Origin of the sequence: Amycolatopsis sp. VC5-11 (assembly GCF_037034185.1) — a bacterium.
GTDB classification, from domain to species: Bacteria; Actinomycetota; Actinomycetes; order Mycobacteriales; family Pseudonocardiaceae; genus Amycolatopsis; species Amycolatopsis nivea.
On the sequence record NZ_JBAGKF010000016.1, the window covers coordinates 110,531 to 126,743 of the forward strand.

The 16,213-nt window shown below is 70.2% G+C and carries 13 protein-coding genes; 10 read left to right on the forward strand and 3 right to left on the reverse strand.

Annotation, left to right across the window (positions count from 1 at the left end):
* Positions 1 to 333 precede the first annotated feature (333 nt).
* On the reverse strand, positions 334 to 1,020 hold the full coding sequence (locus WA670_RS34775) for a M23 family metallopeptidase (protein WP_037816184.1): 687 nt from the start codon (positions 1,018 to 1,020) through the stop codon (positions 334 to 336).
* Positions 1,021 to 2,221: 1,201 nt separating this feature from the next.
* On the opposite strand from WA670_RS34775, the gene WA670_RS34780 reads away from it, so the two are divergent.
* From WA670_RS34780 to purH, 8 genes are all read left to right on the forward strand, one after another.
* Positions 2,222 to 4,450 (forward strand): hypothetical protein, encoded by a 2,229-nt coding sequence (locus WA670_RS34780; protein WP_336160462.1) that lies wholly within the window; start codon positions 2,222 to 2,224, stop codon positions 4,448 to 4,450.
* Positions 4,447 to 4,767: a hypothetical protein gene (locus WA670_RS34785; RefSeq protein ID WP_134731446.1), complete on the forward strand. Its 321-nt coding sequence runs from the start codon at positions 4,447 to 4,449 to the stop codon at positions 4,765 to 4,767. Before WA670_RS34780 ends, WA670_RS34785 begins: the two co-directional genes overlap by 4 nt.
* A gap of 118 nt (positions 4,768 to 4,885) precedes the next feature.
* Complete coding sequence (gene sucC / locus WA670_RS34790; protein ID WP_134667608.1) at positions 4,886 to 6,055, forward strand: ADP-forming succinate--CoA ligase subunit beta; 1,170 nt, start codon at positions 4,886 to 4,888, stop codon at positions 6,053 to 6,055.
* A gap of 1 nt (position 6,056) precedes the next feature.
* Complete coding sequence (sucD, locus tag WA670_RS34795; RefSeq protein ID WP_037816181.1) at positions 6,057 to 6,947, forward strand: succinate--CoA ligase subunit alpha; 891 nt, start codon at positions 6,057 to 6,059, stop codon at positions 6,945 to 6,947.
* Between the two features lie 217 nt (positions 6,948 to 7,164).
* Positions 7,165 to 7,881 carry a DUF5336 domain-containing protein gene (locus WA670_RS34800; protein WP_037816180.1) on the forward strand — a complete coding sequence of 239 codons (717 nt, stop codon included), beginning with the start codon at positions 7,165 to 7,167 and terminating at the stop codon, positions 7,879 to 7,881.
* A gap of 143 nt (positions 7,882 to 8,024) precedes the next feature.
* Positions 8,025 to 9,566, forward strand: a complete 1,542-nt coding sequence (locus tag WA670_RS34805) for a cell division protein PerM (protein WP_336160465.1) — start codon at positions 8,025 to 8,027, stop codon at positions 9,564 to 9,566.
* 74 nt (positions 9,567 to 9,640) lie between these two features.
* Positions 9,641 to 10,258, forward strand: coding sequence for a phosphoribosylglycinamide formyltransferase (gene purN / locus WA670_RS34810; protein ID WP_336160467.1), 618 nt, complete (start codon positions 9,641 to 9,643; stop codon positions 10,256 to 10,258).
* The gene (gene purH / locus WA670_RS34815; RefSeq protein ID WP_134731442.1) at positions 10,255 to 11,817 is read left to right on the forward strand and encodes a bifunctional phosphoribosylaminoimidazolecarboxamide formyltransferase/IMP cyclohydrolase; all 1,563 of its coding nucleotides are present in this window, start codon (positions 10,255 to 10,257) and stop codon (positions 11,815 to 11,817) included. The genes purN and purH overlap by 4 nt, the downstream gene beginning before the upstream one ends.
* Before the next feature lie 45 nt (positions 11,818 to 11,862).
* On the opposite strand, the gene WA670_RS34820 is transcribed toward purH, so the two are convergent.
* Together WA670_RS34820 and WA670_RS34825 are read right to left on the reverse strand one after the other, a co-directional pair.
* On the reverse strand, positions 11,863 to 12,375 hold the full coding sequence (locus WA670_RS34820) for a GNAT family N-acetyltransferase (RefSeq protein WP_336160469.1): 513 nt from the start codon (positions 12,373 to 12,375) through the stop codon (positions 11,863 to 11,865).
* A gap of 97 nt (positions 12,376 to 12,472) precedes the next feature.
* Complete coding sequence (locus WA670_RS34825; RefSeq protein ID WP_336160471.1) at positions 12,473 to 13,489, reverse strand: hypothetical protein; 1,017 nt, start codon at positions 13,487 to 13,489, stop codon at positions 12,473 to 12,475.
* 460 nt (positions 13,490 to 13,949) lie between these two features.
* Between WA670_RS34825 and WA670_RS34830 the strand changes: the two genes are divergently transcribed.
* Both WA670_RS34830 and WA670_RS34835 read left to right on the forward strand, forming a co-directional pair.
* Positions 13,950 to 14,543 (forward strand): hypothetical protein, encoded by a 594-nt coding sequence (locus tag WA670_RS34830; RefSeq protein WP_037816176.1) that lies wholly within the window; start codon positions 13,950 to 13,952, stop codon positions 14,541 to 14,543.
* A gap of 50 nt (positions 14,544 to 14,593) precedes the next feature.
* Entirely contained in the window at positions 14,594 to 16,180 is a 1,587-nt protein-coding gene (locus tag WA670_RS34835) for a DNA polymerase Y family protein (RefSeq protein ID WP_336160473.1), read from the forward strand.
* The last annotated feature ends 33 nt before the right edge of the window (positions 16,181 to 16,213 follow it).

Here is a 16,213-nt window from a genome sequence, read left to right on the forward strand (position 1 = left end):
TCGTCCGTCGCCTGCCGGGCAGCGATCCGTGACGCCATCGCCTGACAGCTGAAAGTCTCGCTCAGGCCGGGCAGAGATCGTTGGAACTCGTCGCCGATTGTTCGGGCCGATGGCCATGCGGTGCGACTAACCGACGGAATCCCAGTTCACGGACGAGCCTGTCGACACCAGGCCTCGCGATGACACGCGCCGCCAGAGTTCCTCACGCACAAAGGCGTTTCCACTACGAGCAGCCAAGAAAGGATCCGTACGAACCAAACTCAGTCGATGGTGCCCGCGCGGCGGCGGGCACCACTGCGCCGATCGCCCGGCGAACAGGAAATGCGGTCTGGCTCAGACGTTCACGCCGCGGGCGGCAAGCCACGGGCGCGGGTCGATCTTCTTGGTGCCGTCCTGCCACACCTCGAAGTGCAGGTGCGGGCCGGTGCTCTCGCCGCGGTTGCCGATCTCGGCGATCTGCTGGCCGCACTTGACCTTCTGGCCCTCGCGGACGGAGAAGCTGTTCATGTGGCCGTAGACCTGGATGGTGCCGTCGTCGAGCTGGATGCGCACCCAGAGGCCGAAACCGCTGGCGGGGCCTGCCTGGATGACGGTGCCGTCGGAGGCGGCGTAGATCGGGGTGCCGATCGAGTTGGCGATGTCGATGCCGAGGTGGCTCGTGCCCCAGCGGGCGCCGAAGCCGGAGGTGAACGTGCCGTGAGCGGGCATGCAGGTCTTCGGGCGGGCGGCCTCTTCGGCGGCCTGGCGCGCGGCTTCGGTTTCCGCCTGCACGCGGGCCTTGGTGACCTTGGCGCTGTCGGCCATCTTCGCGGCTTCGGCGGAGGCGTCGACGGCGTGCCCGGCCGGCAGCAGTTCGGGAGCTCCCCCGGAGCCCGCGCTGCCGAGGGTGAACGAGGCGCTCGCGTTCTGTGCGTTGGCGAGCGGGGTGACCGCGGCGTCGGAATCTCCGCCGCTGGTGGACTTGAGGGTCTGCCCGGCGGCGGCTGCGGCGAACGCGCCAGCCGCGACGGCGGCGACCACGACCCGTCCGCGAAGCGCGGAGGAGGGCGGGGCGATGCGGTGCTGCCCCCGGACGCGGATGACTGCACCGTCCAGTGCGTCTTTCAGCGCCGGGGAAGGGGCTTGGCCGCCGGGGGAGCGGTGTGAAGCCAAGACAGGGCCTTCCATCGTCGGGGAGCCGGGCGGAAACGGACTCGGGCGGGGGATCCCGTGAACGAACCTCGGGGGTGATTCGCTCAGCGTCCTGCTTCGTGACCTGACTGTAATGGGGACCGCAGGACAGTAACGAAGCGGCGCCTCAATGAGCAAGACGCGACCGGGCTTTCGGCCGAACGAGTGGCGCGCATCGCGCGTCTAGCTGTGGAAACTACCCAAAGTTAATCGGAAACTACTTCGCCGTTTGTGGCTTGAGTCACATACCTTCGGATGGCCCAACGCCCATGAAGGCCCTCCCGGCGGTCTCGCGGACGAAATAACCGGCCACCCCGGTGCGTTGAAGCAGTTTCACGGCGAATCTTGTGATGCCGGTCACTCACGGCAAGCCCAGTGGGTTCTTAGCGGTGCGGCCGGTTACCTGCCCTCCCCGGCAGGCCCCGGCCGTCCCTGTCCCCGATCTCGGCCGACCGTCCCCACGATCTGCCGAGCCTGTCGCCGTCCCCTCCGCGACCCGGCCTGATTGCCTGTCCCGGCAGGCACTGGCCGTCTCCGTTCCTGGCAGGTCCTCCCCGGCCTGCCAGGAACGGAGTTCGCGGCTCCCTCCGCGACGCGGCCGTTCACCTGCCCTCCCCGGCAGGTCTCGGCCCCTCCATCTCGGTCCCGGCAGGCCGTCCCCACGACCTTCCGGCACCCGCCGCGGCTCCCCTCCGCGACCGGGTCGGGCGCCTGCCACGAACAGGCATCCGACCTCGTCCATCGCCCCCGCGATGTGTCCTCGTGCTTCGCCCCGTGCCGGAGTGACGCCCCGAACGCCACTCCCTTACGCGACTTCCCCGAAGTTTTTTCCCGACGCTCCCTCCGGCACTCCAGTCCCTCTTGCCGTCGAGACCTCCGGCCCGCGCCCCTCTTACGCGGATCGGCGGAATTTTTTCTTCGCACCCGTCAGACGCGCGGGAACGGCCAAAGGTTCATCCCGCGGCGAATTCACCTGGAAGTGCGTTCCGGCCTGGTCGAGGCGGCCCTGCTGTCCCCGCGCCGGGGCCGGTCCTTGCTAGCGTCGCGAGCGATGACTCCGCCGACCCCAGAGCCTTCCGACGGCGATTCCGCCCCGGACACCCCGGGCCGTCCCGCCGGACCCCGGCGTCCCAGCCTCGCCGAGCGCAAGGCCGCCGCCCGAGCCCGTGCCCGCCGCGACGCCGACCGCGCGAAATCGGATCCCGCCGACAGCCCCGCCGACTCGTCCCGTCGCCGCAGGACGGACCCTGCCGGACATTCGGCGGACTCGCCCGGCGGCACCGAGCCGACGTCGGCAAGTCCCGCCGACTCGCCTAGCCGTGGCGAGGAGACTTCCGCTGAAAGCTCAGCCGACCGCGACCAGTCCGCTGCGGAAAGCCCGGCAAGCCGGGAACCTGCCGCCGGGCAACAGCGTGACGAGGCAGGTCTGGCCAGCCGGAAGCCTGCCGCCATCCCTGACGAGCAGAGGTCTGCGCCCCGGACCATCCCCAGCCGCCAGGACGCTGACCGCCGAGACGCAAACGGCCGAAGCGCAGACCGTCGCGACGCGGACCGCGAAGACGCAAGCCGTCGAGACACAAGCCGTAAAGGCGAGACCCTCCTAGACCTAACCGACCAACCCCCCTCCCCAAGGCTCCAAGCCGCGACCGCCCTCCTCGCCGTCGGCTCCCTGGCCCTGGCCGCAGGCGCCATCGCCCCGGTCTCACCGGACGCCGGACCCGGCTACCTCTCCTGGCCGCTTCTCGTCATCCTCGCCGTCGTCCCAGCCGGAATCGCGGTCGCCGCAGCCCGAAGCGGCCGCTACGGACTGGCGGCCGGTCTCGTCACCGGACTCGCCGCGCTCGCGCCGGGGAGGCTGATCCTCGATCTCCAATTCCTCGTCAACGGCTCCAAAACCATCCGCCCCGAGCTGTACCTCCCGGACCGCTTGCTCGACCGCAGTGGTGTCGGCATCGGGTTCTGGCTGCTGATCGTCGGCCATCTGCTGACGCTCGCCGCCGGAATAGTGGCCGCGCGCGTCGTGCTGGAGCGCAACGAGATCGCTGGCGGCGACGACAAACGCCGGTGGCGGCTGATCATTCCGCTGCTCGCCGTCGTCGCCGCAGTCGGATTGCTGATGACCCCGGTCCTCTCGGACGACCCGTTTCTCCTTGCGCGGTCAGCATTCGAGGGCCCGGGACTGGCGCTCGCCGGGTACCTTCTCCTCGCCGGTGCGCTGCCGGTCGCCGCGGTGCTCGGGGTTTTCGCCGGCTCTGACGGTGTCGCTCGCGGGACGCTCGGCGGGATTGTCGCGGCGGTGCTTGCCGTCGCGGTGCCGACGTTGGTCGCCGGGTTCGCCGTGCCCGGGCTGGAGGTCTCGACGGGCGCGTATCTCGCCGTCGTGCCGATGGTGCTGGTCCTCGTCCTCACTCCACTTGCGACACCGCAGCAGACGCAAACCGAGCGCACCGACCTGGCCGGCGAGGCTCGCGTCCCCGGGCTCACCATTTGGCGTGCGCTCACCGGGCTGCTCGCGTTGCTGACCGGGGTCGCGGCGGCGATCGGTGCGTACGCTCCGCAGCTCGGCAACAGCACGGACAGTCCGGCTCGTCTGCAACTGCTGGTCGCGGCAATTCTTGTCGTGCTGCCAACACCTTTCCTCCTCTCCCGCCGCACCGCGCCGGTCGCGCGCGGAATTCTCGCGGTGTTGTGGGCCGGCGTCGTTCTCGCGGGAACGGCGGTTCTCAGCACGGCTATCACCGCCTCCGAAGCGACTGGGCTCGGCGGGCTCGGCGGCGCGATCAGTTATCACCTCGGCGCGGGTGCCGTTTTCACCGCGATCGCGCTCGGTCTCGCCGGGCTTACCGGATTGGCCGCGGTGATCACCGGCGTCGTGGAACGCGATGACACCGGTACCGAAGGGGCGCGATCCGCCGCGCTCATTCCTGCCGGAATCACCGCGGTGCTGGCGATCGCGGCGTTCGGCACGCCGGTGTTCACCGCGCAGGATTACGCGCCGCCCGGTCTCTGGTCCGATTTCGACACTCCGTCGTGGGGATTGCTCGCCGCGCTGCTCGTCGTTCTCGGGACGCTCGGGTTGAGCGTTCGTTCCCGGCCGGGTGCCGCGGCGGCGGGACTGGTTGGAGCGGCACTGCTCCTTGCCTTGCGCGTCGCCGAGATTCCGCTGGTCAGCATCCTGTTCTACGCCGCGAAGCCGGGTGCGGGTTTCTGGCTCGGGCTCGCCGCGACAGCGTCGGCAGTGATCACCGCTGTCATCGCGGCCGCCGGTGCGAAGAAGTGAGTCCGCGGCGCGTCGTCCTCGTCGAGCTGGCCGAAGAAACCGCGGCGATTCCGTTGGCGCGATTGCTGCGCGACGCCGGTCTCGAAGTCGTCCACGTAGGACACCTCGACACGGCGGAAAAGATCGTGCGCACCACCGAACAGGAGGATCCAGACATTCTGGGCCTCCTCGGCGGTCCCGCGCCCAAAGGTCTCGCGGAAGCGCTCTCCAGCACCACAGTGATCGAGTTGGGCTCCGAAAGCGCCGAAAAGGCCGCTGAAATGCTTGTCGGTGGGCGGTCTCACACCCTCGGCACACCCTCTGACCGCGCACGGTGACCGACTTCACCAGGTGCGGCGTCCCCTGCGTCTGCGCTGGTCGCTAACCTCGACTGGTCCGACAGCGCGGTCCGGAAAACGGACCACCACAGTGGCGTGTCGTCAGGAGACTGGAGTAGTGGACCTCTACGAGTACCAGGCGAGGGATCTCTTCGCCGCCCACGGAGTACCGGTTCTGCCGGGCGCCGTGGCAAGCACCCCGGAAGAAGCCAAGGCCGCCGCGGAGCAGATCGGCACCCAGGTCGTCGTCAAGGCGCAGGTGAAGGTCGGCGGCCGGGGCAAGGCGGGCGGCGTCAAGCTGGCCCAGACGCCCGACGAGGCGAAGGAGAAGGCGGAAGCCATCCTCGGCCTCGACATCAAGGGCCACATCACGCACCGCGTGCTGGTGGCGGAAGCCTCGGACATCGCGTCCGAGTACTACTTCTCCTTCCTGCTCGACCGCGCCAACCGCACCTTCCTCGCGATGGCGTCGTCCGAAGGCGGCATGGAGATCGAGCAGCTCGCGGTCGAGCGCCCGGACGCGCTCGCCAAGATCCCGGTCGACGCGATCAAGGGCGTCGACAAGGCCACCGCGCTCGAGATCCTCAAGGCGGGCAACTTCCCGGCCGAGATCATCGACGAGGCCGCCGACGTCGTGGTGAAGCTGTGGGAGACCTTCGTCTCCGAGGACGCCACCCTGGTCGAGGTCAACCCGCTGGTCCGCGACCCGCAGGACAAGATCATCGCCCTCGACGGCAAGGTCACCCTCGACGAGAACGCCTCCTTCCGCCACCCGGCGCACGAGGAGCTCGTCGACAAGCAGGCCGAGAACCCGCTCGAGGCGAAGGCCAAGGCCAAGAACCTCAACTACGTCAAGCTCGACGGCGAGGTCGGCATCATCGGCAACGGCGCGGGCCTCGTGATGTCCACTTTGGACGTCGTGGCGTACGCGGGCGAGAAGCACGGCGGCGTGAAGCCCGCCAACTTCCTCGACATCGGCGGCGGCGCGTCGGCCGAGGTCATGGCGGCCGGGCTGGACGTCATCCTCAACGACACCGACGTGAAGAGCGTGTTCGTGAACGTCTTCGGCGGCATCACCGCCTGCGACGCGGTCGCGAACGGCATCGTCGAGGCGCTGAAGATCCTGGGCGACGAGGCCACCAAGCCGCTGGTCGTCCGCCTGGACGGCAACAACGTCGTCGAGGGTCGCCAGATCCTGGCCGACGCGAACCACCCGCTGGTCACCGTGGTGGACACAATGGACAACGCGGCCGACAAGGCTGCCGAGCTCGCCGCGGCAGGTGCGTGAGATGTCGATCTTCCTCAACGAGAACAGCAAGGTCATCGTCCAGGGGCTCACCGGCTCCGAGGGCATGAAGCACGCGACCAAGATGCTGAAGTCCGGCACCAACATCGTGGGCGGCGTCAACGCCCGCAAGGCCGGCCAGACGGTCACCGTCGAGGGCAAGGACCTCACCGTGTTCGGCACGGTCGAGGAGGCCATCAAGGAGACCGGCGCCGACGTGTCGGTCATCTTCGTGCCGCCGAAGTTCGCCAAGGACGCGGTCATCGAGGCGATCGACGCCGAGATCCCGCTGGCCGTCGTCATCACCGAGGGCATCCCGGTGCACGACTCGGCCTACTTCTGGGCGCACGCGGTCGCGACCGGCAACAAGACCCGGATCATCGGGCCGAACTGCCCCGGCGTGATCAGCCCCGGCAAGTCGAACGCGGGCATCATCCCGGCCGACATCACCGGCCCGGGCTCGATCGGTCTCGTGTCGAAGTCGGGCACGCTGACCTACCAGATGATGTACGAGCTGCGCGACATCGGCTTCTCCACCGCTGTCGGCATCGGCGGCGACCCGGTCATCGGCACCACCCACATCGACGCCCTCGAGGCGTTCGAGAAGGACGCCGACACCAAGGTCATCGTGATGATCGGCGAGATCGGCGGCGACGCCGAGGAGCGGGCCGCGGCCTACATCAAGGAGAACGTGACCAAGCCGGTCGTCGGCTACGTCGCGGGCTTCACCGCCCCTGAGGGCAAGACGATGGGACACGCGGGCGCGATCGTCTCCGGTTCGTCCGGCACCGCCGCGGCGAAGAAGGAGGCCCTCGAGGCCGCCGGCGTCAAGGTCGGCAAGACCCCGAGCGAGACCGCGGTTCTCGCCCGGGAGCTGTACAACAGCCTCGGCTGACCAGCAGCGACTCCACTGGCGGAGGCCGGGCACCGACACGGTGCCCGGCCTCCGTCGTTTCCGCCCGCAACCGATCCGGTGTCCGGTGCGTCCAACGACGCGGACGCCCAGCGCGGATGCGCTAGCGTGCAGTCACTCGTGAGCGGGGGACGCCGCCGGTGCACCCCGGGTGCCTCAAGATCCCGAACCGCCGGTCGATGAGACAGGAGAGCTTCCGATGACCTTCCCCAGTGGCGGGCCCGGCTACCCTCAGCAGGGCCAGCCGTCCCAGGGACCGCCCCCGTCGGGCGGGTTCCCGCAGCAGCCCCAGCCGCAGCAGGGTCCGCCTGCCGCGGGTGCCGGTGCGCCGCCGAACCTTCCGCTGCTGCTGTCCCTCGGCGTGGCCGGGCTCGGCCTGGTGCAGTACTTCCTCGGCTTCGCTTCCGAGGCGGGCACGGCCGGGCAGCCCATTCTGTTCCTGCTCGTCGGCGGTTTGCTGTCGGCGCTGAGCCTGCTGCCCAAGGGGCCGAAGACGCTGCCTTTCGCCGCGCTGTTCAGCGTGGTCGGCGGGCTGGGCGCGCTCGACGCCGTCATCTCCGGGCGGTCGTCCGCCATCGTGATCGTGGTGCTGATCCTCGGTCTGCTGCAGGCGGCCGCGTCGGTCGCGGTGCTGCTGTTCGAGTACAACGTGCTCAAGCCGCCGACGCCGCAGCCGTCCGCTCCGGCGTACCAGCAGCCCTACGGCCAGCAGGGCCAGTACCAGCCGACGCAGTACCAGCCGGCTCCCGGTCAGCAGGGTCAGCAGCCGCCCGCTCCGGGGCAGCAGCCGCCCGCCACTCCGCCGCCGGGCGGACAGGCCACGACGTACGCGCCGCAGCAGGGCCAGTTCTTCCAGCCGCCCGCGGACCAGAACAAACCGGGCACGCCGCCCGGAGGTTTCGGACAGCAAGGCTGAAACCCCTTCGCATCACCCACCCGCTGTGACTCTCCGTGTCACAGCGGGTGTTTTTCTTGGCCCGGTGCCACGACCGGGTGGGCGTTGGATTCGCCACGTCCGCCCGGCGGCGTGCCTCACCCGGACGGCCGAGTGCGGATGTCATGGTCGAGGACATGCAGGTGCTCACCAGTCCCGGACGCCCCGCGGGCGACGAGCCGGTGGGCGACTCCCTTGACCAGGATGTTCCCCGGTTCCGGGTGTTGCTCGCCGCGGCGCTCGGCCCGCTCGTCACCGGCTACGCGGTGGTCGCCACGCTGCTCGCGCTCGTCACCCTGACCGCCCAGTACGCGGTCTTCTCCGCGGGCGGCGTGCTGCTGTCGGCGGGACCTGGCTGGCTGGCCGCCTACCAGGTCGAACTCGGGATCGGCGGCCATCCGCTCGGGATGCTGCCGCTGCTGCCGACGATCGGGGTGGTACTGCTGGTCGCGCGCGCGGCGGCCAAGGCCGTGCGACGGCTTCGCTGCGCCAGGCTGCGGCACGCGGTCCCGTTGATCGCCACGATTTCCGGCGCCCATCTGCTGTTCGGAGTGCTGATTTCGCTGCTGTCGATCGGCGAACCGGTACGGGCGAATTTCTGGCTCGCCGCGGTGGTGCCTGCCGTGATCTCCGGACTCGCGGCCACCGGCGGGGTACTTCGCCGGTTCGGGATGCCGCGGGTGCTCGCCGACCGGCTCGATCCGCTGGCTCTTCGCGGCCTGCGCGCGGGCCTGCTCGGACTGTTCGCGCTGCTGGCCGCTGGCGCGCTGACGCTGACCGCCGCCACGGCGCTGTCCGCACGCACGGTGTCCAGCCTGTTCGAGCCGTCGTTCGGGAGCAGCTTCGGCCTGTTCCTGCTTTCCGCGCTGTACCTGCCGAACGCCGTGGTCGCCGCGATGTCGTTCGTGAGCGGACCCGGATTCAGCATCGGCAGTCTCGACGTGCACCTCATCGGCTACCGCGGCGGTTCCGTCCCCGGGGTTCCGCTGCTCGGCGGCATTCCCGAGCACGCCGCGTCGTGGTGGCCGGTGCTGCTGGTGCTGCCGCTGGCGGTCGGCGTGCTGGTCGGCTGGTCGGTCCGCGCGGTGGACGAGGACCCGGCGGCGCGGCTGCGGGTCGTGGTCGTCGCGGGCGCGGTCGTCGGATTCGGCTGCGTGCTGCTGGGCACGCTCGCCGGCGGACGGCTCGGCGACGGTCCGTTCGACCCGGTCAGCGTGCCGGTCGGGGTGGCGTCGATCGTCGCGTTCTGCTGGATCGTCATTCCGGCCGGGTTCGTGGCCTTCTTCGCGGGGGCGCACGCTCCGATGCAGCCGGTGGGCTCGCTCGAGGTGGAGGACGAGGCTGAACCTGAACCGGAAGCCGAGTCCGAGTCGGCTGAGTCCGAGGATGCTGAGGAGTCCGAGCCCGAGTCCGACGAGGACGTCGCGGATACGGACGAGGCCGAGGAATCCGAAGACGCTGAAGACTCCGAAGATCCCGAAGAGCCTGCCGAAGAATTCGACGAGGCCTCGGCTGAGGGCGACGAGGACTTCGACGCCGAGGCCGACGCGGAACTGGGCCTCGACCTGCCGGAGGACGAGCCCGAAACCCCCGCCGAAGAGCCGGCCGCTGTGACCGAGTCCACCGAGGACTCCGGCGACGCGAAGCCCGCCGAGGACGACCGTTAGGGTTGGGGCGACCTGGTGAAGCGCCGTGCGCCCGAGGCGTACCGCCGTGCAAGGAGCCCGTTCTGGCCAGCCGCTTGGAACTGCCCACTCCGGTGAAGATCGTCGTGCTCGCGTCCGGTTCCGGCACGCTGCTGCAGGCTGTGCTCGACGCGGCCGGGCAGCCCGGGTTCCCGGCCGCCGTCGTCGCGGTCGGCGCGGATCGCACCGGCATCGAGGCGCTCGCGCGGGCGGAACGGGCGGACGTGCCGTCGTTCACCGTGCGCGTCGCCGATCATCCGGACCGGGCCGCCTGGGGCCGTGCGCTCGCCGAGGCCGTCGCGGCTTATCAGCCCGACCTCGTGGTGTCCGCGGGTTTCATGAAGATCCTCGGGCCGGAGTTCCTGTCGCGGTTCGCGGGCCGCGTGATCAACACCCACCCCGCGCTGCTGCCGTCGTTCCCTGGGATGCACGCGGTCGCCGACGCGCTGGCTGCGGGCGTGCGCGTCACCGGATCGACGGTGCATTTCGTCGACGCCGGGGTGGACACTGGCCCGGTCATCGCCCAGGAGGCGGTGCCGGTGGAGACCGACGACACCGAAGACGTCCTGCACGAGCGGATCAAAGCCGTGGAACGCAGGCTGCTGGTTGAAACGATCGAGCGACTCGGCCGTGGTGGGTGCACCGTGGACGGACGAAAGGTGAGGTTTTCGTGAGCACAGCACAGGGACGGCGCCCGGTCCGGCGCGCGCTGATCGGCGTCTCGGACAAGGCCGGCCTGCTCGAGCTCGCGACCGGCCTGCACGCGGCCGGCGTGGAGATCGTGTCGACCGGCGGCACGGCGAAGGTCATCGCGAACGCCGGGGTTCCGGTTACGCCGGTCGAGCAGGTCACCGGGTTCCCCGAGTCGTTCGACGGCCGGGTCAAGACGCTGCACCCGCGCGTGCACGCCGGCCTGCTCGCCGACCAGAGCAATGACGACCACGTCGCGCAGCTCAAGCAGCTCGACATCGCGGCGTTCGACCTGCTCGTGGTGAACCTGTACCCGTTCCAGGCGACTGTCGCGTCCGGCGCGAGCTTCGAGGACTGCGTCGAGAACATCGACATCGGCGGTCCCGCGATGGTGCGCGCGGCCGCGAAGAACCACGGCAGCGTCGCTGTCGTCGTGGACCCGGCGCGGTACGCGTGGGTGCTTGAGCAGGTCTCCGCGGGCGGCTTCGAACTCTCGGACCGCAAGCGGCTCGCTGCGCAGGCGTACGCGCACACGGCTGCGTACGACACGGCTGTCGCTTCGTGGTTCGCCAACGCGTACGCGCCTTCGGACGACAGTGGCTTCCCGGACTTCCTCGGCGCGACGTGGGACCGTGCGGACGTACTGCGCTACGGCGAGAACCCGCACCAGAAGGCGGCGCTGTACCGTGGCGCGCAGCCGGGCCTCGCGCACGCGGAGCAGCTTCACGGCAAGGCGATGTCGTACAACAACTACGTCGACACTGACGCCGCGCGTCGGGCCGCCTTCGACTTCTCCGAGCCGGCTGTCGCGATCATCAAGCACGCCAACCCGTGCGGGATCGCTGTCGGCGCGGACGTCGCCGAAGCGCACCGCAAGGCGCACGCCTGCGACCCGGTGTCCGCGTACGGCGGCGTGATCGCCACGAACCGGCCGGTGAGCGTCGCGGCGGCGGAGCAGATCGCCGAGGTGTTCACCGAGGTCGTGCTCGCCCCCGACTTCGAGCCGGAAGCGCTGGAGATCTTGCAGCGCAAGAAGAACGTGCGGCTGCTGAAGCTGCCCGCGATCGAGAACGCGTCCCCGGTGGAGTTCCGGCCGATCTCCGGCGGCGTCCTCGTGCAGACCGCCGACGCGATCGACGCCCCCGGCGACGACCCGGCGAACTGGACGCTGGCCACCGGCTCGCCCGCCGACGAGCAGACCCTGGCGGACCTGGAATTCGCGTGGCGTGCGCTGCGCGCGGTGAAGTCCAACGCGATCCTGCTGGCGCACGAGCAGGCAACCGTCGGCGTCGGCATGGGCCAGGTCAACCGCGTCGACTCGTCGCGGCTGGCGGTCGCGCGGGCGGGCGACCGGGCGAAGGGCTCGGTCGGTGCCTCGGACGCGTTCTTCCCGTTCCCGGACGGGCTCGAGGTGCTGATCGAGGCGGGCGTGCGAGCCGTCGTGCAGCCCGGCGGGTCCATCCGCGACGCCGAGGTGATCGCCGCCGCCGAGGCCGCCGGGATCACGCTGTACCTCACCGGAACGCGCCACTTCGCGCACTGAGTTTTTCGCTGACCGGCCGGGGCTTTCGGGTCCCGGCCGGTTTTTTCATCCCTCGCGCAAGATCGCGTAGACGACCTCGTCGCGGTAACCGCCGTCGCGCCAGGTGACCTGGCACAGCAGGCCTTCGCGATGGAAGCCGGTCTTTTCGAGCGTGTGCTGCCCGGCGATGTCCTCACTGTCGACGAAGGCTTCGAGCCGGTGCGCACGGGTGTGCCGGAAGAGCTGGTCGACGAGCAGCTGGTACGCCTTCGCGGCGGTGCCGTGGCCGCGATAGTCAGGCAGCAACGCGACCCCGACCCGGAAGCACCCGCCGGCAGGCCCGCCCCGGTCGGCCGCCTCCCAGGTAGCCATCCCGGCGACGACCGAGTCGACAGTCACCGCGACCGCGCTCGACGCCGGGCTGAGGAACCCGTCCTCGGCGAACCGGCGCCGTGCCTGCGGTCCGGTGAACCTCGTCCACTGGAAGGTCCCGGCGCCGTCCGGGTCCGTGGAGAACCGGTCGAGCACCGGAAGGTCAGCTTCGGCGAAACCCCGCAGGGCGATGTGTCCTGTCTTCATCAGGGTTCCCAGTGTAAAGAGCGGTTTTCCTGGTGTCCGGTGATCTTCTGGGTTCTTTCTCCGTGCGCGCTTGACAGGCGGGGGAGGGCGGGTGAGACTAGGTGGTGTCGAACGGGTGTTCGATACTGTTCGGCGCAGTGGTGTGTTGTGGGTGCGATTTGTTGGGTGACCGTGCGGTTTCCGCACGGATGAGGATGCGGAACCGCCTTCCCCGCGGTGTGCCGGCGTCCGTCCCGGGCCAGGTATGACGACCTGTCCCGGGACGGACCGTCGGCCAATCCCGGCGGAAGGAGAAACCGGTGACGACCGGAGCGGCTTCGGGGGCTGCTTCTTCGGGGTTTGCTTCGGAGATCGCGGAAGGTGCAGAGGTTTTCTCGGCCGCGGGGGCGGCTGGTGAGCCTGGAGGGACTTCCGCGGACGGTGCCTCGGCTGGTTTTTGGGAAGCGGGCGAGGCTTCGACTCTGGCCGGGGTGGCTTCGGGGGCGGGCGGCGCTGTTGCCTTGGCTGCGGGAGCTTCGGCGGCGGGTGGTTCTTCGGCCGTCGCCGAGATGGCTTGGGGAGCCTCGGCGGCGAACGGTTCTTCGTCCGCGGTCAGGGTGGCGTCGGGAGCTTCCGGGGCTAGGGGAGTTCCGGAAGCGGCCGGGGCGGCGTTGGGAGCGAGCAGTACTTCGGCTTTGACTGGGGCGGTGTCGGGAGAGGGCGCCGCGGTGGCTCTGGCCGAGGCCGCTTCCGCGACAAGCGACTCTTCGGCGGTGTCCGGAAACCTGCGCACCCCCGTTCTTCCTGCTGACTCTGCCACGACCGATCTCCTTGGCACCGCAAGGAAATCACCTCTGCTGAAGCGGGCATCTCGGGAGATCTTCTCCGCTGCGGAACCTTCCGCGCCCACGAGCGTGCCGGAGGCGCGGCCGGCACGCTCGTGGGAAGTACTGGTGCCATGGTCGGCGCTCGAAGCCTTGGCGAAGGAACGGACGCCAGTCGCCGCGATGTCCGCGAGTTCCCCCAGCCTGAAGTTCTCCATGGGGGAGAACGGATCCCGCACCCGGCTGGGCAGAGCGTTCGAACCATGGACACCGGCCACCTCCGGCAAGGCAGCGGAAGCCAGGTCGCCCACCGAGCTTCGTTCGCAGGCCCGATCAGCCGAATCCAGCCGCGAGCCTCGCCCCGCCGGTACTGCCTCGCGCGCGTCCAGCGGACCTGATTCACTACGGCCTTCCGATCGGGGGCACTCGTCTGCTGAACGCGATTCGCCGCCTCAACCTGAATCGGAGCCGCCAACTCGTCTTCGCTCGCTCACCCCGCCGTCTCAGCTGCGCCCGGAAACTCCTTCCACCCCGCTAACTGAGCCCAGCCAGGAAACTCCCCCCGAGCCCCCGCCGACCCAACTGCGCCCAGCAACCCCCGAGCCCTCGAAACTCCGTCCCCCAACCCGGCTCCGCCCCACGGACCCACCCTCACCGGCAGATCCGGCACACCCGCTGGCCAAACTGACCGCCCTCCCTGGCGTCAGCACTGCCAGCACCGTCGCCGCCGAGCGGGCTTCCCGGGCCGACTGGGGGCAGGCTGCCGGGCGGATGCTTCCGGTGGCTCCAGCACTGGCCGATCTCCTCCCCGGAGCCGGATTGCGTCGCGGAAGCGTCGTCGCGGTTCACCACTCCACCTCGCTGCTGTTCGCATTGCTCGCGGAGGCGACCGCCGCCGGGGCGTGGGCGGCGGTGGTCGGGGCCCCGTCGCTGGGGATTGTCGCGGCGGCCGAGCACGGCGTCGTCGTCTCGCGGCTCGCGTTGGTTCCGCAGCCGGGAGCCGAATACCCGGCGGTGATGGCCGCTTTGCTCGATGGCGTCGACCTCGTCGTCACCGAACCCCGGTCAGTCCGGCCGGACGTCGCGCGCCGGCTCGCGGCTCGGGCTCGGCATCGCGGGGCCGTGCTGCTTTCGCTGGGGCCCTGGCCTTCCGCCGACGTCGAGCTGCACTGCACCCCAGGCACCTGGACCGGGGTGCTCGAGCACGGCGCCGGACACCTCCGTTCCCGTCCGGTCGAAGTGCACGCCCGCGGACGCGGTGCAGCGGCCCGTCCTCGGTCGGCATCGGTGCTTCTTCCTGGCCAGGACGGTCGGGTTTCCCGGGGCGAGAAGCGCGTCGCGGCGCGGGAAGAGGCGGTCGGGTGAACCAAAGTGTCCACAAAGGACATAAGGATCCGCGCCGCCATCCCGTGCGGATGCTGGTCTTGTGGTGCCCGGACTGGCCCGCGGTCGCTGCCGTCGCCGCGGCGGGGAGTGTGCTTACCCAGCCGGCGGCGGTGTTTCACGCTAACCGGGTCGTGGCGTGCACCGCGGTCGCGCGGACGCGGAACATCCGGCGCGGCATGCGTCGGCGAGAAGCGGAATCCCAGTGTCCTGACCTGGCGGTGTTCGGCGTAGACGAGGCGCGGGACGCACGGTTTTTCGAGAATGTCGCGTCGGCGGTGGAGGAACTGGTCGTCGGGCTGGAAGTGGTGCGGCCCGGGTTGCTCGCGGTTCCCGTCGCGGGGGCGGCCGGGTATTTCGGCGGCGAACCGCAGCTCGCGGAGAAACTGGTGGACCAGGTGGCCGCGGCGGCGGGAGTCGAATGCCAGGTCGGCGTGGCGGAAGGACTGTTCGCGGCGACGCTGGCCGCACGGCAGGGTGCGCTGGTCGAACCTGGGCGGAGCGCCGAATTTCTCGCTCCGTTGCCGGTGACTGAGCTGGACCAGCCGGATGCCGAGCGCGCGGATCTGGTCGGCCTGCTCGTCCGGCTCGGGTTGCGCACGCTCGGCGCCTTCGCCGAACTCGGCGAGCGGGACGTGGCCGCCCGGTTCGGGCGCACCGGCGTGCTCGCGCATCGGCTGGCCCGGGGGCTGTCCGACCGGCCGCCGTTGCGCCGCAGTCCGCCGCCGGAACTGTCGCTTGCCGAATCGTTCGATCCAGTGCTTGCCCGGGTGGACGTCGCCGCGTTCATGGCCAAAAAACTCGGCGCGCGGTTCCACGCCGCGCTCGCCGATCGCGGGCTCGCATGCACTCGATTGGGTATATACGCGACAACTGAGAACGGTGAGCAGCTCGGTCGCGTCTGGCGTTGTGCGGAACCACTTACGCCGCAAGGGGTTGCGGACCGGGTCCGGTGGCAGTTCGAGGGCTGGCTCAAGGCCGCGCCCGGCGAACGGCCCACGGCCGGGGTCGCGCGGTTGCGGCTCGAACCGGAAGAGACCGTCGAAGGGAGGTCATTGCAGCTGGGGCTGTGGCGGGGGAGCGATCCCGGCGCCGGTCCCGGCGAGGACGAGGAATTGGCTGCCGAACGGGCCGGCCGCGCGTTCGTGCGGGTGCAAGGTCTGCTCGGTCCGGAGGGCGTGGTCACGCCGCTGCTCGACGGCGGACGCGATCCGGCGAGCCGGGTCCGGCTCATTCCGTGGGGTGATCCGCGGGAACCTGCCGGACCGCCGGACGCCACGTGGCCTGCCCGGTTGCCGTCCCCGTCCCCGGCGACGGTGCTGGAACAACCGTTGCCAGTCCAGGTCATCGACGCGCAAGGACGGCCAGTCGGTCTCACCTCGCGCAAACGGCTGACCGCGCCGCCGCACGGACTGTGCGTCGCGGGCGGGCCGCCCCGGCCGATCACCGGATGGGCCGGTCCGTGGCCTGCCACGTCGGGCCGTCGGTCGACCGGACCGCAGCAAGCCCGGCTGCAATTGCTGCTCGCGGCAGGGGAAAACGAGGCGCCGGAGGCGGTGCTCGTCCTCTGCTCCGGAACGGAAAATCCAGTGTGGACAGTGGAGGGAAGCTACGACTGAACCGAGCTGCCGCGAAACCCGAAAAACCCGGTG